This is a genomic window from Arthrobacter sp. TmtSoilC77, from assembly GCF_059739415.1.
This window is the reverse complement of sequence record NZ_AP046050.1, coordinates 2,235,342-2,257,522: the sequence shown is the minus strand read 5'-3', so window position 1 is coordinate 2,257,522 and position 22,181 is coordinate 2,235,342. Positions and strand designations below refer to the sequence as shown.

Annotated in this window: 18 protein-coding genes; 11 read left to right on the top strand and 7 right to left on the bottom strand. The window is 61.6% G+C overall.

The window, feature by feature from the left end; translation table 11 throughout:
- Positions 1 to 40: 40 nt before the first annotated feature.
- Complete coding sequence (locus AC6I99_RS10380) at positions 41 to 1,570, bottom strand: ABC transporter substrate-binding protein (protein ID WP_497945210.1); 1,530 nt, start codon at positions 1,568 to 1,570, stop codon at positions 41 to 43.
- A 267-nt stretch (positions 1,571 to 1,837) separates the two neighbouring features.
- Between AC6I99_RS10380 and AC6I99_RS10375 the strand changes: the two genes are divergently transcribed.
- From AC6I99_RS10375 to AC6I99_RS10365, 3 genes are read left to right on the top strand one after another with little or no spacing between them, the layout of a single operon-like run.
- Complete coding sequence (locus AC6I99_RS10375; protein WP_309926513.1) at positions 1,838 to 3,403, top strand: sulfatase family protein; 1,566 nt, start codon at positions 1,838 to 1,840, stop codon at positions 3,401 to 3,403.
- Between the two features lie 8 nt (positions 3,404 to 3,411).
- Complete coding sequence (locus AC6I99_RS10370) at positions 3,412 to 4,071, top strand: helix-turn-helix transcriptional regulator (protein ID WP_309926515.1); 660 nt, start codon at positions 3,412 to 3,414, stop codon at positions 4,069 to 4,071.
- 11 nt (positions 4,072 to 4,082) lie between these two features.
- A complete protein-coding gene (locus tag AC6I99_RS10365; protein ID WP_497945212.1) occupies positions 4,083 to 5,045 on the top strand; it encodes a formylglycine-generating enzyme family protein in 963 nt (320 codons plus the stop codon).
- 240 nt (positions 5,046 to 5,285) lie between these two features.
- On the opposite strand, the gene AC6I99_RS10360 is transcribed toward AC6I99_RS10365, so the two are convergent.
- Entirely contained in the window at positions 5,286 to 6,227 is a 942-nt protein-coding gene (locus AC6I99_RS10360; RefSeq protein WP_309926519.1) for a LysR family transcriptional regulator, read from the bottom strand.
- A 120-nt stretch (positions 6,228 to 6,347) separates the two neighbouring features.
- Between AC6I99_RS10360 and AC6I99_RS10355 the strand changes: the two genes are divergently transcribed.
- The 4 genes from AC6I99_RS10355 (at position 6,348) to AC6I99_RS10340 (ending at position 11,361) form a co-directional block, all read left to right on the top strand.
- A complete protein-coding gene (locus tag AC6I99_RS10355; RefSeq protein ID WP_497945213.1) occupies positions 6,348 to 7,340 on the top strand; it encodes a DUF1852 domain-containing protein in 993 nt (330 codons plus the stop codon).
- A 20-nt stretch (positions 7,341 to 7,360) separates the two neighbouring features.
- Complete coding sequence (locus AC6I99_RS10350; protein ID WP_497945214.1) at positions 7,361 to 8,407, top strand: methionine synthase; 1,047 nt, start codon at positions 7,361 to 7,363, stop codon at positions 8,405 to 8,407.
- Positions 8,408 to 8,409: 2 nt separating this feature from the next.
- Entirely contained in the window at positions 8,410 to 8,982 is a 573-nt protein-coding gene (locus AC6I99_RS10345) for a flavin reductase family protein (RefSeq protein WP_497945215.1), read from the top strand.
- A 1,215-nt stretch (positions 8,983 to 10,197) separates the two neighbouring features.
- Positions 10,198 to 11,361 carry a hypothetical protein gene (locus AC6I99_RS10340; RefSeq protein ID WP_497960965.1) on the top strand — a complete coding sequence of 388 codons (1,164 nt, stop codon included), beginning with the start codon at positions 10,198 to 10,200 and terminating at the stop codon, positions 11,359 to 11,361.
- Positions 11,362 to 11,609: 248 nt separating this feature from the next.
- Here the strand turns inward: AC6I99_RS10340 and AC6I99_RS10335 are convergent, their stop codons facing one another.
- Positions 11,610 to 11,780 carry a hypothetical protein gene (locus tag AC6I99_RS10335; protein ID WP_497945217.1) on the bottom strand — a complete coding sequence of 57 codons (171 nt, stop codon included), beginning with the start codon at positions 11,778 to 11,780 and terminating at the stop codon, positions 11,610 to 11,612.
- A gap of 116 nt (positions 11,781 to 11,896) precedes the next feature.
- Here AC6I99_RS10335 and AC6I99_RS10330 point away from each other — a divergent pair, with 116 nt between their 5' ends.
- From AC6I99_RS10330 to AC6I99_RS10315, 4 genes are all read left to right on the top strand, one after another.
- On the top strand, positions 11,897 to 12,109 hold the full coding sequence (locus AC6I99_RS10330) for a hypothetical protein (protein ID WP_224089948.1): 213 nt from the start codon (positions 11,897 to 11,899) through the stop codon (positions 12,107 to 12,109).
- A gap of 75 nt (positions 12,110 to 12,184) precedes the next feature.
- On the top strand, positions 12,185 to 12,925 hold the full coding sequence (locus tag AC6I99_RS10325) for an ANTAR domain-containing protein (protein WP_497960964.1): 741 nt from the start codon (positions 12,185 to 12,187) through the stop codon (positions 12,923 to 12,925).
- Between the two features lie 1,338 nt (positions 12,926 to 14,263).
- Complete coding sequence (locus AC6I99_RS10320) at positions 14,264 to 14,884, top strand: helix-turn-helix domain-containing protein (protein WP_497945219.1); 621 nt, start codon at positions 14,264 to 14,266, stop codon at positions 14,882 to 14,884.
- A complete protein-coding gene (locus tag AC6I99_RS10315) occupies positions 14,881 to 15,462 on the top strand; it encodes a DUF6036 family nucleotidyltransferase (RefSeq protein WP_497945220.1) in 582 nt (193 codons plus the stop codon). Before AC6I99_RS10320 ends, AC6I99_RS10315 begins: the two co-directional genes overlap by 4 nt.
- An 844-nt stretch (positions 15,463 to 16,306) precedes the next feature.
- Here the strand turns inward: AC6I99_RS10315 and AC6I99_RS10310 are convergent.
- The 4 genes from AC6I99_RS10310 to AC6I99_RS10295 all read right to left on the bottom strand — a co-directional run bounded on the left by AC6I99_RS10310 (position 16,307) and on the right by AC6I99_RS10295 (position 21,862).
- Positions 16,307 to 17,563, bottom strand: a complete 1,257-nt coding sequence (locus AC6I99_RS10310; protein ID WP_497945221.1) for a metal-dependent hydrolase family protein — start codon at positions 17,561 to 17,563, stop codon at positions 16,307 to 16,309.
- 65 nt (positions 17,564 to 17,628) lie between these two features.
- On the bottom strand, positions 17,629 to 18,084 hold the full coding sequence (locus AC6I99_RS10305; RefSeq protein ID WP_497945222.1) for a GAF domain-containing protein: 456 nt from the start codon (positions 18,082 to 18,084) through the stop codon (positions 17,629 to 17,631).
- Positions 18,085 to 18,126: 42 nt separating this feature from the next.
- On the bottom strand, positions 18,127 to 19,800 hold the full coding sequence (locus AC6I99_RS10300; RefSeq protein WP_497945223.1) for a hydantoinase B/oxoprolinase family protein: 1,674 nt from the start codon (positions 19,798 to 19,800) through the stop codon (positions 18,127 to 18,129).
- Positions 19,801 to 19,810: 10 nt separating this feature from the next.
- Complete coding sequence (locus AC6I99_RS10295; RefSeq protein WP_309926544.1) at positions 19,811 to 21,862, bottom strand: hydantoinase/oxoprolinase family protein; 2,052 nt, start codon at positions 21,860 to 21,862, stop codon at positions 19,811 to 19,813.
- Positions 21,863 to 22,181 lie beyond the last annotated feature (319 nt).

Below are 22,181 nucleotides of genomic sequence, written 5' to 3'. Positions count from 1 at the left end.
GGGCTGCCGGGGGCCGTGGGAGCGGTCCCCGGCAGTGGTCCTATGCCTTGGGGGTGATGTTCCAGAGGTTGGGCCAGGCGTTGCCCTGGTTCAGTTCAACGTTCGTCTTGGCATTGGTGACGAAGAAGTTCGTTGGCGTGTACCAGGGGGCAAACCAGGCTTGGTCAACTACGTACTTGTTGAGTTCCTTCAGGGCCGCGTCACGGTCCCCGCCCTCGGCGGTACGGATCTTGGAGATCAGTGCATCAACGGTGGGATCCTGGTACTTGAAGGTGTTCCAGGTTGCTGTAGGGGCCAGAAGGAAGCTGATGAGCTGCCATTCATTCGCATCGCGCTGGAGGGTGAAGTAGGACACCCCGTATTTCTTGGCCTGAAGGTCAGCAATGATGTTCTGTCCGACGTCGGTGTAGGAGACCTTGATACCTACATCGCCGAGCTGCTGCTGCAGCAGCGGCCACATCTGCTTCGGGAATCCCGGGGAAGTGGGGATCGTCAGGTCAAAGCCCTTGGGGTAGCCCGCCTTGGCGAGCAGTTCCTTGGCCTTGGCGGGATCGAACTTGTACGTGTCGTTCAGCTTGCCGTCGAAGGCCGGGGAGTCTTCACGGAAGACCTGCCCGGTCACCTTTCCGAAGCCGAGGCCGACAACTTTGAGGAAGGCGTCACGGTCGACGGCATAGTTGATGGCCTGCCGTACTTCGACTTTGCCCAGCGCTGGGTTGCTTTGTCCTGCGCGGTCAAACAGCATCAGGCCGGCGAAATTCAAGTCGCTGCCGTTATCGGTGAAACCGGCGGCCTTGACCTGGGGGATGATGCTGACGTCGTTAATGGCGGACGCGTCCAACTGCTTGCCCCGCAACGCGTTCAGCAGTGAGGTGGCGTCGTTGTAGACGTTGATCGTCAGGGTGTCGTACTTGACCGCATCCGGATTCCAGTACTTGGGGTTCTTGTCGAATTTATACGACGTCCCGACGACACTCGAGCCGGAGTTAAGGATGTACGGTCCGGAGCCGACCGGATTGGTCTGCACATCGGGCTTGTCGAAAGCGGCAGGACTTTCCTGCATGCCGGCCGCCTGGGCCAGGTAGATCAGGAACGCCGGGTTTGCCTGCTTGAGCTTGATTTCCAGGGTGTTTTTGTCTTTGGCGGTGGCATCTGCCAAGTCCACGACCTTGCTCTTCTGGGGGGAAGTTCCATCGCGGAAGCGAAGAAGGTTTTGTGCTGCTACGTCCGCGGTGAAAGCAGTGCCGTCGGTGAAGGTGACGCCATCACGCAGTTTCATCGTGAGGACGGTCTTGTCTTCGTTGTACTTCCACTCCGTGGCCAGGTTCGCTTCGACGTCCTTGCCGTTCGGTGAAGGCTTGAGGAGGCTGTCGTACACCGCCTGGAAATACACTGACTGGTTGCCCCAGTTGATGTTCCGCGCCTCAAACGTTGCCGGAGGGGTGATGTTGCCAAGAACAAGGCTGGGCGAAGATTTCGCCGCACCACCGGTCCCACCGCCGCCGCATCCAGCCAGCGCGAGACCGGCGGCGATCGCGGCTGCAACGGCGGCCTTCTTAAAACGCATCATTACGTCCTTTCAGCTGTGGAGGTACCCAGCCGTTTTCGCCGCAGTACCTGCCGCTCAGCATTGAGCAGTAATTCGAGAATGACACACTGTGAGCCACAGCACAAGACCTTTGCTAGTCAACTTGTGAAATAGTGCTGTCCCTTGTTTATGGTGAAATACCTGTTCAAGCTTTTCCACTAGTGCTATAAAGGATGACATCAGCGGGATGTCCCCACCCACACAGCGACCTCCCGGCTTTAGCGGCAACCAGCAGACAGGAATGGATCGATGAAGATCATCTACGTGGACGTGGACTCGCTCCGCCCCGACCACACCGGCGCCTACGGCTACGCCAGAAACATCACGCCCAACTTGGACGAGATGGCCAAAAGCAGCGTGATCTTCGACCGGTACTACTGCTCCGACTCGCCGTGCCTGCCCTCCAGGACAGCGTTAACCAGCGGTCAGCATGGGATCACAAACGGGGTCATCGGACACTTCGGCGATGACGCCCGGTTCCGCCTTGACGCCGGCCACGCCCCTCACCCTCACCGGCCACTTCTCGGCCAGGCGCTGAACATGGCCGGTTACACCTGCGCCGCAGTCTCATCGTTCGCCGAACGGCACCGGGCTTACTACTTCATGGGCAACTTCCGGGAAAATATTCAAGTCACCCCCGATATGGGCGACGAACCGGCAGACATGATCACCGATGCTGCCCTGGAGTGGATCGGCAAGCACCGCGACCTAGATAACTGGTACCTCCATGTCACCTACTGGGATCCGCACACCGACTACCTGCAGGACGAATCGTGGACACGGAAAGCCGCAGAGTCCGGCCCGGCCCCCGCTTGGCCAGACCAGAAAGCCATTGATGGGCACGCCGAGGTTTATGGCGCACGAAGTGCCCTTGACCTCCACTATTCCGGGGGACCCCGTAAGTCACGTGTACCCCACAACATGCCGGACGAGATCCGTACCCGGGCCGACTTCGAACACCTCATCAACGGCTATGACGGGGCAATCCACTTCTGGGATTCCGAGTTCGGCCGGCTTCGCCGGTCCATCGAGGAGATGGGACTGGCCGAGGACGTCGCGATTATCGTCTCCTCAGACCATGGCGAATCCTTCGGCGAACTCGGCCTCTACGCCGAACATGGTCTGGCGTCCGAACCCGTGCATCGCCTCCCCATGATCATTCACTGGCCGGGCGTCACTGACCAGCCCGCCGTAGCGGCGACCCACAATGACGCACTGCTCTACAACATTGATTACGCCCCGACCATCCTTGACCTGCTGGGGCTGCAACAGCCCGAAAAGTGGCAGGGCGCGTCCTACGCTCCAGCCGTACGCGGAGAAGCCATCCAATCGCGCCCCTATCTCGTCTGGGGGCACGGTGCGCACACATACCAGCGGGCCGTCCGAACCCGCGACCACCTGTACATCCGCACGTACCACCCAGGCTGCTTTCGCGCCGAACTCGAGTCACTGTTCAACGTCACCGAAGATCCCTACCTCACCAACAACCTGATCGACGCAGACCCGGCCCTCGCCACGCAGATGCGGTCCAACCTTATGGAGTGGCTCGGTTTCTATGCGGGAACCCCAGGAGCGCTTCCGGACCCCATGCAGGGAGCCCTTCAGGTGGGCCCTACCCTCTACAATCAGCCCAAAGACTATATGCGGCATCTGCGTAACACCGGGCGGAGCCACCTCGCGAAGCATCTCGAGGAACGTTTGAACCCGGGCAACTCGGCGACACACGTCTCCTGGCACGCGCAGGTGCCGATAAGCGAGGAAGATCGAGAAGCAATGCGGAAGCGGTTTGCTGCAACGGTCATGGCGGAGGAGTAAGACAATTGGTGACTGTACCTGTCGAAAAAGTACCGACACTAAAGCGGTCCCGTGCCGAAACCGGTGCGTCACTGGGCAGGCTCGAGGTGATCCTGCTGAGCCTGCTTAGCACCAGCGCGCGTACCGGATACGACGTGCGCAAATGGCTTGACCGCCACGGTCCGTACGTTGGCTACAGTGCCCAAACCTCCCAGATCTACCGCCAACTCGGCAAACTCGTGGATCGCGAATGGGCTATCCCGGTGCCGGATCCCCGCGAATCCGGACCGGACGCCAAGCTATACGAGATCACAGACGAAGGCCGCCGGAAGCTGCAGGAATGGATTGACTCACCCTATGAGCCGCCCATCCGGCCCCTGGACCCCGATTTCCAGGTACGGCTTAGATTCGCGGGAACTCAGAGCCCGGAAAAAGCTCTGGAGCTTGTCCGCACCGAGTTGCGTTTCCGCCGCGAGCACCGTCAAAATCACCTCTTTGCCAGCGCCCTCGCAGAAGAAGACTTCGCCCCGGAGGAGGACGACGACGAGCGGTACTGGCGCGAGGAACTTGTCAGACTGCAAAGTGAGAGGGGCCTCTACATGGTCAACAGTCTGATGGCGTGGCTTGAAGCAACGGAAGTCCGGCTGGAAGCCTTGATACGGCAACGGGACCTGAGGAGAGAAAAGTGATACCTCTGTCCTTGAGTGATTCCAACACGGCCCATGGCAAGAGCTGCTGTGCGCCGACTCGGAAGCCGGGTGGAACGCGGCAGCAAGCTCAGACAGATTCGCCATCGACAGGGTTCTTGAAACCAACCCACGAGGACATCTCCATTCCCGGAGGAACGTACACCATGGGGGATGCTTTCGGGGAAGGATATCCCCGTGACGGGGAATCACCCGCCCACCAAGTGCGCCTCGACTCATTCACTATTGACGCAACCACGGTCACCAACAAGATGTTTGCCGCCTTCGTGGAAGAGACCGGCTATCGTACCGAAGCGGAGGTCTTTGGCTCATCCGCTGTCTTCCACTTGATCTCCACCGCCAAGGCAGACGACGTCCTCGGCGTCGCTGCGGGAGCACCCTGGTGGCTGAACATCCGCGGCGCCGAGTGGGCCCATCCCACTGGCCCGGACTCGCAGTGGGAGGACATTCCGGATCATCCCGTCGTCCACGTATCGCACACCGATGCCCTTGCCTACTGCGACTGGGCTGGACGGCGACTGCCAACCGAGGCGGAGTGGGAGTACGCTGCCCGGGGCGGCCTGGAAGGCATGCGTTACGCGTGGGGCAACGAACTGACACCCAACGGCGAACACCGCTGCAACATCTGGCAAGGTACGTTCCCCCAAAGGAACACTTCCGACGACGGCTATCTGGGAACGGCGCCGATAAAGTCTTTCCCACCCAACGCATACGGCCTCTACGAAGTAGCGGGAAATGTCTGGGAATGGTGCTCGGACTGGTTCCTGCCCAAGTACTACCGCAACTCACCAACCGATAACCCCCAAGGCCCCTCAATCGGGGCGGGACGCGTGATGCGTGGTGGCTCCTACCTCTGTCACGATTCCTACTGCAACCGGTACCGCGTTGCGGCACGTACGTCGAACACTCCCGAATCCTCCAGCGGCAACTGCGGGTTCCGGACCGTGGCCCTTTAGGCGTCCTGGGCGCGTGCCTGCCGGACTCGAGAATGAGGCGGGCAGCGCTGACACAGCGTTTCAGGCCCAGATGTCCCTTGGCTGGATCGTCACCACCTGGAACAGGCCGGTTTCCTTGCTGGCGTCTGCCCCGGCCATGCCAACGTCAGCGGCGGGCGTGTACGACACCAGCAACCCGCTCGGCTGCAACGCTCACGTCCAAGCCACCGAAGGGGTAAAGACCCGCCCGCTCAACTGCAGTCAGTCGAGTAGCGCTACGCCGAACTCAGCGACGACGGCCCGCAATTCCCTGAGGTAGTGCTGCGCTTGGTCGGTAAGCGGAATCGCGGCGTGGCCGACCCAGCCGATCTCGATGCGTTCGTCAACGTCGAGCGGGATGGCGACGATCTCCGGGTCGAGCTGCCCGCTGATGATGCCCGTCGAGATCGTGTAGCCGTGGAGCCCGATCATGAGGTTGAAGATCGTGGCACGGTCAGAGACCCGGATCTCCTGCTTGCTGGACATGGTGGAGAGAATCTCCTCGGCGAAGTAAAAGGAGTTGTTCGCACCTTGATCGAAGGTTAGCCGCGGCAAGCCGGCGAGATCATCGAGAGTCGCACGCCCTTTTGCGGCGAGCGGGTTGTTCCGTGAAATGAAAATGTGCGGATCGGCGAGGAAAAGCGGAGTGAACCCGAGCCCGGATTCCCGGAGCAGCTTGTCGATGACCTTCCGGTTGAAATCGTTCCGGTAGAGGATGCCTATCTCGCTGCGGAGCGTCCGGACATCCTCGATGATGTCCCAGGTACGGGACTCACGCAGCGAGAACTCGTATTCGGCCACATCAGTGGCCTTGACCATCCGGACGAAAGCGTCCACCGCGAACGAGTAGTGCTGCGTCGACACCCCGAGCAGACGTCGCCGCGGTGGCCTGCCAAGGTAGCGCTGCTCGAGGAGAGCGAACTGCTCGACGACCTGCCTCGCGTAACCGAGGAACTCTGCCCCGTCGGCGGTCAGGGTGACCCCGCGGGCGGAGCGAACCAGGAGCTCACGGCCCACCCGGGCCTCAAGATCCTTCATTGCTGCGGACATTGTCGGCTGCGCTACGTAGAGAAGATCGGCAGCCGCGGAGATCGACCCCTCAGCTGCAACTTCTATGAAATAGCGCAGCTGCTGCAGGGTCAATCCGCTCGAAATCTGGGGCATAGGAAAATTCTATATGAACGCATAGTAACCACGAGTTACTTGATACCCCACGGAAGGCTGCACCATGGATACATCACCTTCTGAAAGGCCGTCTCCGGCCCATCAACGGATTGGCAGCACATGGCAGACGACTTCACCTTCAGCATCACTACCACCCCCTTCGACGAGGACTACTCCCCGTCGGAAGGCTCACGGATCACGACGAATTTCGCCAACCTGGCACGGGGCGAGCACCGCCAGGAGAACCTCCGCAACGCCTTGACCATGATTCGGCGCCGCTTCAACGATCTCGCAAGCTGGGACAACCCGGACCGGGACCGTTACACGCTCGAGCTTGAGATCGTCTCTGTGCAGATAGAGTTCACTGCAGACGGTACGGATCAGCAGTTCCCGCTGTTCGAAGTTCTCGACATCCAGATCATCGACCAGCTGAACGGGGTCCGCCACCAAGGGATCGTTGGGAACAACTTCTCCTCCTACGTCCGTGACTTCGACTTCAGCATCGTACTGCCAGCGGCAGCAGGGGACTCAGGCAAGCCCACCGTTCCCGGGGACTTTGGCGATCTTCACGGCAAACTGTTCCAGCAATTCCTCGATTCCCCGGCATGCCAGGAACGCTTCCCGCAGCCGCCAGTGGTCTGCATCAGCGTCTCCACAAGCAAGACGTACCGGCGAACGGAGAACCGTCACCCGGTCCTGGGCGTCGAGTACCAGCAGGACGAGTTCTCGCTGACGGACGCGTACTTCGCCAAGATGGGGCTGCAGGTCCGCTACTTCATGCCACGCGGAAGCGTCGCGCCGCTCGCCTTCTATTTCCGCGGCGACCTGCTCAACGACTACTCCAACCTGCAGCTCATCGGCACAATCAGCACCATGGAGACGTTCCAGAAGATCTACCGCCCGGAGATCTACAACGCGAACTCCGCCGCCGCCCACGTCTACCAGCCGAGCCTGGGAGAGCAGGATTACTCGCGGACCCAGATCGCTTACGACCGCGTAGAACGCAGTCAGCTCGCGGTCAAGCAGGCGAAGTACACGGAGGAACACTTCATCACGCCCCACAAGGACCTGTTGGACCAGTGGACCGCCAAATACCCCGCTCTCGTCAACTGACCCACGGAGAATCGTCAATCATGAACACACTTTTGCCCACCACCGTTGTCGGAAGCCTGCCCAAACCATCGTGGCTCGCACAGCCTGAGACTCTTTGGTCCCCGTGGAAACTGGAGGGAAATGCGCTGCTCGAGGGCAAGCAGGATGCTCTGCGCATCGCCATCCACGAGCAGAGCCGACGCGGCATCGACATCGTCAGCGACGGCGAGCAAACCCGCCAGCACTTCGTCACCACCTTCATCGAACACCTCAGCGGGGTCGACTTTGAACAGCGCAAGACCGTGCGCATCCGCGATCGCTACGACGCCAGCGTGCCGACCGTCGTCGGAGCGGTGCGCCGCGAGCAGCCGGTATTCGTCGAAGACGCAAAGTTCCTCCGCGCAACCACCGACCGGCCGATCAAATGGACTCTTCCCGGCCCAATGACCATGGTGGACACGCTCTACGATGACCACTACAAGAGCCGCGAGAAGCTGGCCTGGGAGTTCGCCACGATCCTGAACCAGGAGGCGAAAGAACTAGAGGCGGCCGGCGTGGACATCATCCAGTTCGACGAGCCCGCATTCAATGTCTTCCTCGATGAGGTCAAGGACTGGGGCGTGGCTGCGCTTGAGAGAGCGGCAGAAGGACTGCGCGCGGAGACCGCCGTGCATATCTGCTACGGCTACGGCATCAAGGCGAATACTGACTGGAAGGCGACGCTCGGCTCACAATGGCGGCAGTACGAGGAAACGTTCCCGCTGCTGCAGAGCTCCAGCATCGACATCATCTCGCTGGAATCCCAGAACTCCCACGTGCCCATGGACCTCATCGAGCTCCTCCGCGGCAAGAAAGTCATGCTCGGGGCAATCGACGTCGCAAGCGAGACCATCGAGACCCCGGAGGACGTCGCCAACACCCTCCGCAAGGCCCTGCAGTTCGTCGATGCGGACAAGCTCATCGCCAGCTCCAACTGCGGCATGGCACCGTTCCCCCGGGACGTCGCACTGGCCAAGCTGAGTGCTCTCAGCGCAGGGACGAACATCATTCGCGAGGAACTCGCCCGCTCCGCCCCCAGGGTGTCATAACGATGTTTCACGCCTATCCCACAGACACGTGGCTCGGGGCTCCGAAGCAAACCTTCCCGTCCTCCCTCTCTGCCGACGAATTCAAGGCACTGTTCCGTGGCCATCCGGGAGGTGTCGCCGTCATCACGGCAGATGCGGGCGAAGGACCGGTGGCACTGACGGTATCGTCGGTCGTGTCAGTGAGTGCGGAACCTCCGTTGCTGATTTTCTCGGTCTCGGCACTGTCCTCTGCGTCCGAGGTGCTTTCGCGCGCCGAAACCGTTGTCGTGCACCTGCTGGACGCGCACGACGTCGACTTGGCGAAGTTTGGAGCGACCCCCGGCGCCGACCGCTTTGACCAGACGCACCGCTGGTCGGCCCTTGCCACCGGCGAAGCGGTGTATGACGATGTCCGCGCCTGGGTGCGGTGCGCCGTGATCAATCGCATGGAGGTGGGGACCTCCACAATCATCGCCGTTCACGCCCTGGAGTCCCGCGTCATGCGTGACGTCCACCCGGGCGAACCCGGCGACGCTCTGGTCTACCACAACCGTTCATGGCACCGTCTGGGCGAGCATTCCAAGCTTGAAGGCTGAGCGCCGCGCCAACGATGCGAGGCGGCAAGCCGAACGACTCACGACGGCGGGAGGATAACTCCCGCCGTCGTCCTCGTTAACATCGGAGCGTCCATCGACTTCCTGAATGGCTCGGATGCAACCCTGATCTGCACACATACCACGCTTCGGTTCGCCCTCAAGAAGCACCCACCGAAGGCGTTCACCGCTCGACGCCTTGGGGAGGGCTTGCCAGCCATAACGTAGCGCCCCAGAGACATTGATATGCCAGGGGTTCCCGTGGCTGGCCCGATCCGAGACGGGCCCGTCATGTCGTTGTGAATGACGGGCTCCAATGCACCTGTGTGAGCAAGAAAACCGGAACCGGCCCATCCCACCAAAAAGCAGAGTGGAGTGTGCACAATGTCCACACACGCTTTGACCGGACAAATACGATGCGCCGGACGATCAAGAAGCAGCACTGAACCGGTCATGAAGAATCTTCAGGATAGCTTCACAGGCGAGCCGCGGCGCCAGGCACCCCCCGGGGCCCGTGTCAGTGGGACTGACCACAAGATATGTCAACACGTTAAAGCAAAAGCCCCCTCTGACGAGGGGGTATGCCGTGCCCGCGGTGGGACTCGAAGGTGATTCCAGGCCTTGGGAACGCTGGGATTTCCGGGAATCATGCCGAATCCGGCCCGATCCGACCGATGTACGCCCCAGTCCGACAGGCAAAGTGTGGACAGTGTCCACACCCTCTTATTTGCCTTCCGGCAAGGCCCCACACTTAATGGAAGCAAAGCCGAGCGGGCCGCCGTCGCGATCCGAATCACCCGCGCCGAAACGTTCGGGAACTGGTTTCCGAACGAAAATCTTGGCACAAAGTGCATCGGCTTCCCTCCCCTCCGCTGGTCGTTCTCCCACCGTCCATTGCAGGTCCGGCAGCGCACGACATGACCAGCCCGGCCAGGCACAATGCCTCCAGCAGTCACCGGTGACATTATGGTCAGCCAACTCGCAAAACCCCAGGCGCAGCCCGCGCAGAAGTCGGTGTTGAGACTTCCCGCCAACATCCCACTTCCCGACTCTTGGCGAGGAGTCCGCCGTCGGTACGGGAGCCGGGGCATATGCACCGAAGGACATTGCAAGGTTTTGTCGAAGAATTGCACAAGATTCGTCAATCCACCACCCAGCTGGGGCGGCTTATGGAAGCATCGTCCTCAGGGCCTTTCCCGTTGGATGTTGGAGGTAGCGATGTTCGTTCCGAATTCCAGTGATCACTTCCGCGAGGAGGATCTGCCAGCCCAGATTCGTGCAATCCGAATGCCACGCTGGGCAGGCGCGGCCCTCGGTGCGGCCCTTGTGGTGATCGCGGTGGCAGCGGTCGCCGGTTCGATCCTTGTCAACGATAGTGACAGCACGATCATCCCGTTTTGGGTCGAGGCGCTCATCATGGCGGGATCAATAATCTCAGCTATCTCGGGTGCCCTCCTGCTTTGGCATGCCGGAGAGTGGGTCACGCTCACACGGTTTGAGGCGATCGTGACGAGGGCATTCATAGTCCAGATCAAGGTCGACCGCACACACCTTGAAGACTTCCACGCCTACCTTCACCAGTACGCTGCCGGCGGGGGAGTTCGCTACCGCATGGTGCCGACCTTCACCACCAAGGACCCATACGACCGGCTGAGGGATCTGCCGCTGCCATTCCTTGCCTACTGGAACCCGGTCGGAGGCACTGAAGCTTCACTCCCGCCGCGTGCTGCGTACATTGAGGCCTGGGCCCGCGCGGGCTATAGTCCGTACTCGAGAGCTATCCCCACCGGCGCCGTGCCCTACACGCTATCGATACACCGGCAGGCCGTCCGGACTGGCCTGCAGCGCCGCGCGCGCTTGTGGGCGATCCTCCTCCCGGTGGTCTCGATTGGGCTCGGTCTAAGCCTCGGCGTCGGACTCGGACCCGCCACCAAAGCCCTAAGCCACACCCGCAGCAGCGCCGACCCCCAAACGAACCGCACGGGCATCCGCGACCTCGACGACGCGCTCACTCCCGGAGTCTCCGGCTACCAGTGGCATGCGAAGGTCTACCCGACGACCGGCACGAGGGACTTCACCTTCTTCCCAACCTTGCGGCACCTGCCGCCGGCGCCGTACACGGTTCGATACTTCATCCGTGACCCCGCGCAGCACGGCACGGATCTCAGTGTCCCGGAGCAGAAATACGGCCGAATCGTCTCGCAAGGGACAATATCCGTAAGGGACCCCACTATCGAATTCACGCTCGACCACGACGACAGCACCTTCACGTTCGAGGTCTACGTCACTGACAACCGCGGGCACACCACGCGCGACTCGGATCTCTACCGGAACCTCGCCGCGCTCCCGGCATCGACCCCTGCGCCGATGCCTACGCGCTGAGGCGTCCAATGATTTCAGGTTAGAAATTTGATGCAATGGCGATCCGCCCGGGAGATCAGATCGCCGACTGGGTCCGATGAGAGCCGGCGACGTTACCGGCACACATGATAGCCATTAGTATCACCATGCCCACGCCCTCCGAGGTCGAGCCACGAACTCGGAGGCGATCCGGCCCCTGACCGACGAACAATTCGTCGCCATTATGCATTCGTCCCAGGTGACCCAGCGGCGGGTTCTGCCCACCCGACCTAATCCAACAAGGCAGCCGCCTTCAACGCAGGGTCCGGGTATGCTTCGGCGCCCATGACGGTTGTCGCGGGCCTAGCCAAAGCCGAGGCCAGCAAACCGACATCGCGGATATGGAAGCCGTACCGGTCAACAAGCTGGAGCGCGTCCTCGATGTCCAGGTACGCGGTCACGCGTCCTCAAAACGCGTGAGCAGCTCAGCATCATGCTTCTTAATAGCGCGCTCTTGTGCTGGCAATTGGTGTTGAAGTGCGGTTTCTCTTGCTTTGACGGGGAAGCAGTTCCTAGCATGGGCGTTGTGGAGGAAGCGCGTCGGGTCGCGCTTGCCGTGCTGGACACAACCAGCACGACGGTCAACGATCTCTGGGTCTCGTTCTGGAGCATGGGCGGCAACGCCGACGTGCTGGATTTGGACGCCTATGTCCACGGGTTGGCACCTTTCAGCGCCTCCGACGAGCTGGCTTTGGAGGCCGCCGTCGAGGAAATCAGCGCCCCGAACTGAAGCAGAAATCCCGGCCCAAAAAAGGGCCCCTCATCCGTCTTGCCCCTGTAAATACCCGCTTCTACAATGCTGGATGTGGACACTGAGGAGCAGAACGAAGACTTCCAGCGACTTCACCAACTCATCGCTGGAACCGATGACGTCAAGTCCTTTCTGGACGGAATGACTCGCTGCGCGGCTACGACTTTAAGCCGCGCCACGCAGATCAGGATCGAATGCGCGGTCACCCTTTGGCGCCGGAAGCGGGCCGTGACCCTGGCCGGGAGCAGCGACGAGGCGATCCTCTGGGACGGCGTCGAACAGAGCCTGGGCGACGGCCCAGTCCTGGAAGCACTCCAAACCGGCCAGCCAGTGGTGGTGGCGGACACCAGCGCCGATAATCCGTGGCCCAAGTACACCAGCACTATCGCTGAGGCCGGTGCGCGCAGTGTCCTCGCGGCACCACTGGAGCTGGGCAACGACGCCTCAGCGGCCCTGAATTTCTTCGCCCCCGAGGCGGGAACCTTCACCAAGGAAGTCGTGAACGAGGCCATGGTCTTCGCGGACATGGCTGGCCAGGCGTTGCGGCTGGCGCTGCGGATCGCCACGGCTGATCTGCTCACCGAAGACCTCAAAGCCGCCATGCGTCGCCGCACGGTCATTGATCTATCGACCGGGATCATCATGGCCGAGAACAACTGCACCCAGAATGAAGCTTTCGCGTTCCTTCACCAGGCATCCCAGAATCGGAACCAAAAACTCCACGACCTCGCCGGGAACATCGTCGCCGAACCCAACGGCACCACCACGGCACCGGCAAACCATTTCGACGACTAAGGCCACCACCCCCTCCAGTCATGTCCCAGCAACTGAGTGGTGGGTTTGTCGCTGAGCCTCCGGGGTACGAAGTATGCGTGCGGCCACTGCCCTCGACGGGCGTTCAGGACGGTTCTACTGAAGACCTACCCTAATCCTGGCGTGGCAGGCTAAAGGCCCTGCAGGCTTCGGGTTACCGCTATCCCGCCCCTCCCCAAGCCTTACCGAATCCCCGCTATCGGCGAACCGGTCGGCTTCGACGTGGGCGGCCCCGAGGATCGTGTGAAAACTCCCAATGCTCGGCGACCTTGGCAGAGACCGCAACCTGCGCCGTGCCACTCCCCCATTTGTTCGTAGTCACGCGTCGACGACGCCGACGAGTCCTCCCCCAAAACATCCGATCGACCGCGCCGACTGAACTCTCACGTCGCCGGGGCCCTGCAGATAGTGCGCTTGCGAATGGGCGGCATGTCGCTCGGGCCAATTACAGGCGATGACTAGATGTAGGCCGAACAACGGGCAGGCAATGGCTGTCATCAGTCTCAATAAAGAAGATTTAAGTGTGGACAATGTCCACGCCCTCTTTGGCCTGACAAAACATCGGCCACGCCGGGTACACAACGTCAGCAACGAGCCAAAACCAAGAACTTTTGACGCATTATCACGAAGTCATGTTGCGCTCAGCTCCGCTACCCATGAAAGGTTGTAGGCCAACCAGGACCTAACAGACATACAAGAAAGGATCGCATAACCCCACAACCAAACAGGCGACCCGCGGCGCCAGGCACACCCGCGGCCAATGTCAGAGGGGCCTGACCAACCAGAATGTACACACGTTAAAGCAAAAACCCCCTCTGTTGAGGGGGTATGCCGTGCCCGAGGTGGGACTCGAACGCGGTTCCCGGCCTTGCGGACACTGGGAAGTGGCGGAAACATGCGGAAACCGGGGCAGTCCGGCGGCAGTACGGGCCAGGACGAAGCGAGAAGGGTGGACAGTGTCCACACGCCAATTTCGCCGATTCAAGCTCTCCAACCGCCGATCGCACCCCATATGGAAGGGGCGCGGTTTCTCATTGTGCTGGCAAACAATCCGAGGCTCCACCCGGCCTGAACCCACGGCCGAGGGCACGCCCGCAGGCAGTAGCTCCCTGCGTCCAAAACCTTACCCGCATCCAATCTCTCCACGGCGGCTGCACCTCCCTTCGGCAATCTCATGATCCGCTCGGCCGAAACTCACCTGACCGATCAATAGCGTCCACTATGCTTGGCATCCACATACGAGCCAGCTGACCGCCGGACGCCCGCCCTCAAATGCATATGTCACCATTCGGTGACATAATGGACGGTAGAAGGGACGCCATGACACTGGAAAGCACCATCGAGACCCCGGCATCAGCGGGCGCCATCATCCGCGCCCGCCGCACAGCCCGCCGGCTGTCCCAGCAAACCCTTGCCGACATGGCCGGTGTGTCACGGAAGTTCCTCATCGATCTGGAAGCCGGCCATGACCGCGCCGAACTCGGCAAAACCCTAGCCGTCATGGCCGCCGTCGGCCTGACCTTGGCCGCCACAGATCCCATCCCCCGGGGCAGCGACTTCGACCCTTCGCGGCGAGACTACGCGGCAACCTTCACCCGACTCATCTCCGAACGGGACTTTGAGTTCGCCATCAAAATGCTCGCCGACTACGCCACCGCTTCCCTCACCGCCGGCAGACCGCTGCTCCAGCGCAGCCCCCGCCTCAAAGACCCGCACTGGTCAGCGGCCCTCGCCGGAATCTCCAACTACACCGCACACCGCCTCGGCCAACCCACGCCATCCTGGACACGACGGATCAAACCCCTCGACAAGGCATGGATGCCGGCAGAGTCCTACCGCACCATCCGCGCACGCATGAAGGAACTCACCCGCACCGAAACCCCGCCGGAACTCGCCGCTTTGAACGTCTTCATCCGCGAACGTAGCCTGGTCACGGCATGACCGGCGGAGAACTCACCGCCGCACAAATCCGGGCTCTCCTCCATGAACTCGGCAGGCGCCTGCAGGCCACCGGTACTCACGGCGACGTCAAGTTAGTGGGCGGTGCCGCCCTCATCCTTCAGGGCATCGGCAACCGGCCCACCGCAGACATCGACGCCAGCTACGCCGACCCGCACACCATCCACACCGTCGTCACGGAAATGGCAGCAGACTACGACCTCGCGCCCGACTGGCTCAACACCAACGCCTCAGCCTTCGTCCCCGAGAACGCCACCTGGGTCGACATCGAACAGCTCGACGGACTCACCATCCAGGCCGCAGACACCGAAACGCTCCTGGCCATGAAAATCGCGGCCGAACGCGACAAAGACACCCTCGACATCGCCCGGCTCCTGCGCCGACTCAACATCACCAACGCCGCCGACGCCGTCGACCTCGCATACGACAAATACGGCGAACACTCCATCCCACTCGCCGCCGGACGCGACAACTACCTCATCGTGGTCGACGACGCCCTCGACGCCGCCACCGCCCTCGAATCCCGGACCGGACCCGAATCAGGCAGATATCCCACATGACCGTTGCCAAAGGCACAAATTAGCTTCTCCGGACGCCAGTCTGAATGGTATGGGACCGCACGGCGGGACCGGAGCTCACGAGACTTAACGCTCACAAGGAGCGCCTGTCTTCGGAAATCGTTCCGGCCTCCGGGATGCCTGACTCATCGCCCAATCTCGCAGGTTGCATGGTCGCCCTGGATAGCGGCCGGTATGTCGTGTTGGCGCCGGAGGGGACTGGCTTGCGGGGCTGCCCAGAACTTCGGTCGCAGGGTGAGTGCGTCGCATGCCCCATTACCCCTCCCCTACCGAGCTGTACGAAAGGCCGGTTGTCGGCCTTATAGAAATCCCGGGAAACGCGGGGAGACTCCACCCACCCCCTCCGTAAAAGCAAGTTGGCGCGCGCGGGCCGCCGGGAGCCCCCAGCCCTCACCTAACGGAGGGCTACGTGCCCTGGTGGGCCCGAGAAGTCCCGTTCGGAACCGGCAGCGCTGACAGAACCACGCCAAATACTCCTGCGATTCACACCCGGAGAATTGCAACTAGGGCATCACGTCTCGGTCTCATTACTATGCTTCGAAGTCGCTACTACGCCGAGCGTGACCAAATCACTGTTGCGAGGCACTCAGACCACTAGCGCGCATACAGAAATGCCTCGCAGCAGTAGCTAAATGGGACCGGCACGAACCCAGCTGAGTTTCAGCCGGGTTCTTTCAGTCAATAGGGCGTACATCGTAACCGACGCTGACCGGAAAGGTTTAGAACGGATCTGACCGAAAACAAACCGCTGTTAGCACTATGCGAACTACTTGCAGCTTGTCCGTGTCGGTGCCCGCGGCGCGCGCAAGTACACCATCCGGCTTTCTCAGGCAACCGGAACGTTTAACGGGAGGTCCGCCGCACCCCGAAGGGCACCGGTGGAGATGATCTGCCCATCCTTGATGACGGTCCGCGTCTTGCTTTCGTCCCAGAGGATCGATGGTTCGTGGAAGGGATTCCCGTCCAGCATCACCAAGTCCGCGCACGACCCTCGGGTGATGCGTCCAAGGTCACCGCGTCCAAGCAGGGCGGCGTTGGTTGATGTTGCCGACCGGAGGGCGCCGTACACGCCAAGCACTTCGCACTGAAGGCGGAGTCCGGCCAGTTGCTCGTCCTCCAGTTCACCCATGAGGTCTGTTCCGAATCCGATCCGGACCCCAGCGTCGCGGGCCAGTGCCAGCGCGTTCCTCCCGGCCTCCAACACTTCCCGATTCTTGGCCGTTCCCGTTTTGGTGAGGCCGACTTCCTCTCCGCGTCGTTCCATGGCCTCGTAGGTCACCAAGGTGGGGACGAGATAGACGTCGTTGTCAGCCATGAGCCGGGCGGTTTCCGCATCCAGCAGATTGCCGTGTTCGATGCAGCGGACCCCGTTAAGTACTGAATGGCGAATAGCCTCGGGCGAATATGCGTGGGCGGTGGCATAGCTGCCCCGCCGGGAAGCCTCGTCCGTTACGACGCGGATTTCCTCCGCACTGTACTGCGGAACCCGAATCGGATCGACCGGCGAAACAACCCCTCCGGAGGTCATGAGCTTTATCGCGGTGGCGCCGGTTCGGAATCGGTGGCGCACGGCCCGCAGCAGGTCATCTGCGCCGTCCAACACTTCGCACATGTGGCCGCCATGGAAGCATCCTCCGTCGTTCGCGGCCCGGATATCGCCGTGGCCTCCTGTTTGGCTTAGCGCCGGTCCCGTGAAGAAGTAGCGTGGACCAGGGTACAGTCCCTCCTCGATGGCGTTGGCAAGGCCAACGTCACCGCCCGCCACGTCACGCACCGCTGTGAATCCACGGAGCAATGCAGCAGCGAGGCGCCTTGCCCCGGTAAGTGCGGAATAGCTAAGTGGCCCCGTCTCGTTCGTGGCGGACGTCAGGCTGAGCGCGTAAGCATGAAAATGTGCATCGATAAGTCCTGGAATCACGGTTCGGCCGCCGGCGTCAAGGACGGCACCGGTATCTTCCACCTCCCGCCCCACGTCGGTGATCCGGCCATCCCGGATGCTGATAGAGCCCTCAATCAGGTCAGGTGATTCGCCGTCGAAGATCAGGGCGTTACGTATTGTCAGGCTTTCCGGATTGGTGGTCACGTGCGGTTCCTTCCTGTTGTTGTCGGCGCGGGCGGGCCCCCAATTGGTGCCCGCCCGCGGTGGAACTAGTTAGTGGTGATAAGGGCTTCTTGGAGCAGATGGACGGACCGCCGTGCGACGTCCACGGCTGCCTCCACCGAACTCTGGTCGTAGCTGCCCTCAGGTGCGAGGAAGTTCATCGATCCGATAGTCCGGCCGCTGCTCACGACCGGAACGTTCACGATGGCCCCGCAGCCCAATGACTCGATCGTTTCCGAATCAAAGAAGAATGCGCGGACCGCTTCCTTGTCCGCCCCCAGGAACGGCTGCTGTCTCTCGAGGACCTGTTCAAGCCACACCCGGTTCGTGTCCCCGGCGAGGGTCTTCTTCCCGCCTACCGGATAGACATCGGGATGGGTGGTGTAGACGCGGGCCATACTGGCGCCGTCGTCGGCGATGACTGAGATGGTAAAGAGGGTGACGCCGACTGCTTTCCGGGCGCTTTCGCAAACGTCGTCGAAGGATTGATATTGGGAACTCATGGAGTCCTCCCTTCTGGATGGGAACCCATCCACTGGTGGGGCTTAGTAGCCGTAGTGCGTCCGGGCAAAGTCGTCGGTGATGAATCCATTGACGATGTCGTAGGTGATGTCCTCGCGGGAGCGCTTGGAGACGTCTCCGAAGCCGCCGCCCCCGCCCACAGCGAGGCGGACGACGTCGCCGGCTTTGACCTTGCGGGCGTTCGCCTTCAGAGTGCGGACCTCATCAGAGCGTCCGGGGTTGATCACAACTTCCGGGCCTTGAGCGTCCGATCCGCCGAAGAGTCCCCAAGCGGGGGTCTTTGACCGTTCGAACCACAGCCCGACCACGCAGTCGGCCAGGAATTCGTATTCGCGCACTACGCCGTTGCCGCCACGGTGCTGTCCGGGTCCGCCGGAGTTGGGGCGGATGGAGTACTCGTTGATCCGGAATGGGTAACGGGTCTCCAACATCTCGATCGGCAGGTCCTTGAGTGAGCCGTTGACGTTGTTGATCATGGCTGATTCACCGTCCGTGCCCTGCCAGGCACCCCAGCCGCCCAAGGTGGCTTCCATAGTGACGAAGTTCCGGCCGAAGCGGGTGTCGAAACCGGCGGCGGTGATAATCATGGAGTCACCGTGGCTGGCGCTGGCGACCCGATCGGGCATGGCCGGGGCCATTGCCTTGGAGACGAGGTCAATCAGCAGCCCAAGGTGGGAGAAGTACCACTGGCACGGGGCCGGCGTCACGGCGCCCAGAACCGAGCCGGACCGCACCTGGGTGGTCATTGGCCGGAAGGAACCACCGTTGGAGTTGGACTCCGGGCTGACGAGGAGCTTGTAGCCCACGCGCAGTGCCGAGACGGCCTGGGCGGCACCACAGTTGACCGGACCCAGGGTCTGGTCCGCCGATCCGGTGACGTCAAAGTCAACGGTATCGTCCGCTACCGTGATCCGCAGCTTGATTGGAATGGGAGTGTCCAGATCGATGCCGTCGTTGTCCAGGAAACCCTCGGCTTCGTAGACGCCGTCCGGGATGTTGCGGACGGTCGCACGCTCGATTTCCTCCGTTTGGCGGAAGATCTCATCCCGGGCGGCATCCAACTGCTCCATCCCGTACCTGCCCACGAGCTCCTTCATGCGGGTGGTCCCCATCCGGAGGGCTGCGATCATCGCGTGCATGTCACCAATGGTCTGGTAAGGGAAGCGCACATTAGTCCGGATCAGGTCAACGACAGAAGTCTCTATACCGGCTTCGACCAGCTTGACCGGCCCCATCCTGAAGCCTTCCTGGAAGATATCTGTCGAGTCCATCGAGCCGCCCACATCCTTGGATCCCATGTCCATCCAGTGCGCCCGAGTGGCCGCGAATCCAACCACGGCGCCGTCGTCGAAGATCGGAGCAAAAATGGTCACATCGTTCAGGTGGGTCCCACCCAGGTATGAATCGTTGAGGATCCAGATGTCCCCTTCCTGCCAGACCGCGCGGCCGTACATTTCCTCCACGGCGATCGAACACGTTTCGAGGTTGCCCAGGAACAGCGGCAGGCCTGCGGACTGTCCCAGCACTCGGTGTTCGGTGTCCAACAGGGCCACGACGCAGTCCCCGCCTTCGTAGAGGATGGGTGAGTAGGCGGAACGGATCAGGGTGGCGTTCATGTCATCCGCCGCGCTGGTGAGTGCATTGCGGATGATTTCCACGGTGACCGGATCCAGGGTTGTGACTGCTGCAATTGTCATTTTTGGTACCTCAGTTTTCTTCGACGTTTTCAGTGCGGATGACCAGGGAGCCGAACTCGTCGACCTGGACGTTGAACCCGGGTGGAACCACGGTGGTGGCGGTCTGCTCCACGATGATGGCGGGTCCTTCGAATGTGTGGCCAGCGCCGAGGTCGTCACGGCGGACCACGGTGGTGCTGTGCTCGACGTGGTCAAAGACCACCTGGCGGATTTCGTGCTTGAACTCCGGCCCCTGTGCAGTGACGTAGCTCGGAGCTTCCAGCCGTCCCAGGTCACCGACAGCCTGCGTGCGTAGCGTAACGATTTCGATCGGCGCGCCAAGGTTGGAGTGGCCGTAGCGCTCGTGGTACATCGCGGAGAATCGGCGGGCGAGGTTGGTGACGAAGTCGGGAGATTCGGGCTCGTCAGCGGATGTCAGCGGAACGTTCAGTGAGAACTCCTGTGACTGATAGCGGACGTCCACGGACGCCTTCGTTGCGCGGCTTTCCTCCGGGACCCCTTCCGAGACCAGTGACGACAAGCCTTCGACTTCCATGGAGCGCAGGATGCCGGCCATGTCGGCCACGTCGATGTCTTCGTCGAGGTAGAAGTAGGGTTCGGAAAAGTCCTTGCGGATGTTGGTTTGCAACATGCCCCAGGCGGAGAAAGCACCGGGAAATCGAGGAACGACTGTTTCCGGAATGCCGAGTTCCTTGGCCAGGAAGACTGCGTGCATGGGTCCAGCTCCGCCGAAGGCCACGAGGGAGAAGTCCCGGGGCTCGATGCCGCGGGAGATCGTGATGGTCCGAATCGCCTGGGCCATCTGCGAGTTGGCTACGTCGCAGATGCCTTCCGCCATGGCAATGGGGTCCAGGCCGAGCTGGTCACCGACAGTTTTCAGGGCTGTTATCGCGGCTTCGCGGTCCAAGGCGACCTGTCCGCCGGCGAACCAGTCGGGGTCGACACGGCCGAGGACCAGGTTGGCATCAGTGACGGTGGGTTCCGTCCCGCCGCGGCCGTAGCAAGCCGGTCCGGGGTTGGCTCCTGCGGAGCGCGGTCCGACCCGCAGGCCGCCGGCTTCGAGCCAGGCGACGGAGCCGCCGCCAGCGCCGACGGTGTGGATGTTGACAACGCTCATGAGCATCGGCAGACCTTCAAGGTGGGCCTCCGTGGAGACGTCCGGCTTGCCGTCAACCACCAAGGAAACGTCAAAGGATGTTCCGCCCATGTCCACACCGATGAGGTTGCGGTTTCCCGAGACACCTGCCAGTTCGACGTCGCCCATGGCGCCGCCGACCGGGCCGGAAAGCAGCGTCTGCAGCGGCCGCTTACGAGCGGATTCGGCGGTGAGTACACCGCCGGAGGACTGCATGATGTGCAGTGGGGCTTCCACTCCCCGGTCAGCGAGTTTATCTTCCAAGTCCAAAAGGTAGTTGCGTACGACCGGACCCGTGTAGGCCTCGACGACGGCAGAGGACGTGCGCTCGTATTCGCGCCATTCCTTGGCTGCTTCGTGCGATAGGGAGACGGTGAAGTCTTCCCCCAGTTCCTCTATGAGGATTTCGCGGGCCCTGAGTTCGTGCGAGGGGTTCTTGTAACTGAACAGGAACGCAACGGCGACGGCGCCATAGCCTTCCTCTTTTGCCCGGCGCGCTGCTTGGCGGACTGCCAGTTCGTCCAAGGGCACAAGTTCCCCGCCTTGGCTGTCCAGCCTGCCTTCGACGCCGATGACATCCTTGCGCTCGACCAGCGGGGCGGGCTTGCGGTACTGAGCATTGTAGAGCTCAAGACGCGGTCCGCGGGCGATGTGATAAGTGTCCTCGATGCCGGCGGTGGCCAGCAGCAGCACGGGAACACCACGGCGTTCGAGGAATGCGTTCAGGCCCTGCGTGGTGCCGTGGACCAGGAAATCGATGTCGGATAGATCATCAACTATCGATTCGAGGCCTGCGATGACGCCGGCACTGAGGTTCCCGGGCGTGGTTGACGCTTTCGTTGCCGCGTAGGTTCCGGCGTCCTGGTCGTACGCCACAATGTCGGTAAAGGTTCCGCCGATATCCATCGACACCCTGTAGTTCGGCATGTTTATCTCCTCATGGTTCTGGGAATGGCACTTTGTGTGTGGCAACACGCTACATACGGGGCCAACCAAGGGGATGGGCATACTGCACCCTTGTGCTCAAGCTGGACGGGCAGACTGCATAAAAGCGGTGGCAGTTACGCCATGCCCGGACGGGTGCACCTTTTGGGCGGTAGTGCTTGGCGCCCAAACCTCCATGCCAGAAAAGTGCAAGCTGAACACCATCTGTGAGTTCTCGGTTTGTAATGTGAGGGCAATCACTCGGCGGGAGGCTTGGACAGGCTGCTCCGAGTGGAGGCTTCTTCTTATCCCATTCGCAATA

Excerpts from the sequence above, each read along its gene's own strand:
- AC6I99_RS10380 (WP_497945210.1), bottom strand. The coding sequence starts at position 1,570 with ATGATGCGTTTTAAGAAGGCCGCCGTTGCAGCCGCGATCGCCGCCGGT.
- AC6I99_RS10375 (WP_309926513.1), top strand. The coding sequence starts at position 1,838 with ATGAAGATCATCTACGTGGACGTGGACTCGCTCCGCCCCGACCACACC.
- AC6I99_RS10360 (WP_309926519.1), bottom strand. The coding sequence starts at position 6,227 with ATGCCCCAGATTTCGAGCGGATTGACCCTGCAGCAGCTGCGCTATTTC.
- AC6I99_RS10355 (WP_497945213.1), top strand. The coding sequence starts at position 6,348 with ATGGCAGACGACTTCACCTTCAGCATCACTACCACCCCCTTCGACGAG.
- AC6I99_RS10350 (WP_497945214.1), top strand. The coding sequence starts at position 7,361 with ATGAACACACTTTTGCCCACCACCGTTGTCGGAAGCCTGCCCAAACCA.
- AC6I99_RS10345 (WP_497945215.1), top strand. The coding sequence starts at position 8,410 with ATGTTTCACGCCTATCCCACAGACACGTGGCTCGGGGCTCCGAAGCAA.
- AC6I99_RS10340 (WP_497960965.1), top strand. The coding sequence starts at position 10,198 with ATGTTCGTTCCGAATTCCAGTGATCACTTCCGCGAGGAGGATCTGCCA.
- AC6I99_RS10330 (WP_224089948.1), top strand. The coding sequence starts at position 11,897 with ATGGGCGTTGTGGAGGAAGCGCGTCGGGTCGCGCTTGCCGTGCTGGAC.
- AC6I99_RS10320 (WP_497945219.1), top strand. The coding sequence starts at position 14,264 with ATGACACTGGAAAGCACCATCGAGACCCCGGCATCAGCGGGCGCCATC.
- AC6I99_RS10315 (WP_497945220.1), top strand. The coding sequence starts at position 14,881 with ATGACCGGCGGAGAACTCACCGCCGCACAAATCCGGGCTCTCCTCCAT.
- AC6I99_RS10305 (WP_497945222.1), bottom strand. The coding sequence starts at position 18,084 with ATGAGTTCCCAATATCAATCCTTCGACGACGTTTGCGAAAGCGCCCGG.
- AC6I99_RS10300 (WP_497945223.1), bottom strand. The coding sequence starts at position 19,800 with ATGACAATTGCAGCAGTCACAACCCTGGATCCGGTCACCGTGGAAATC.
- AC6I99_RS10295 (WP_309926544.1), bottom strand. The coding sequence starts at position 21,862 with ATGCCGAACTACAGGGTGTCGATGGATATCGGCGGAACCTTTACCGAC.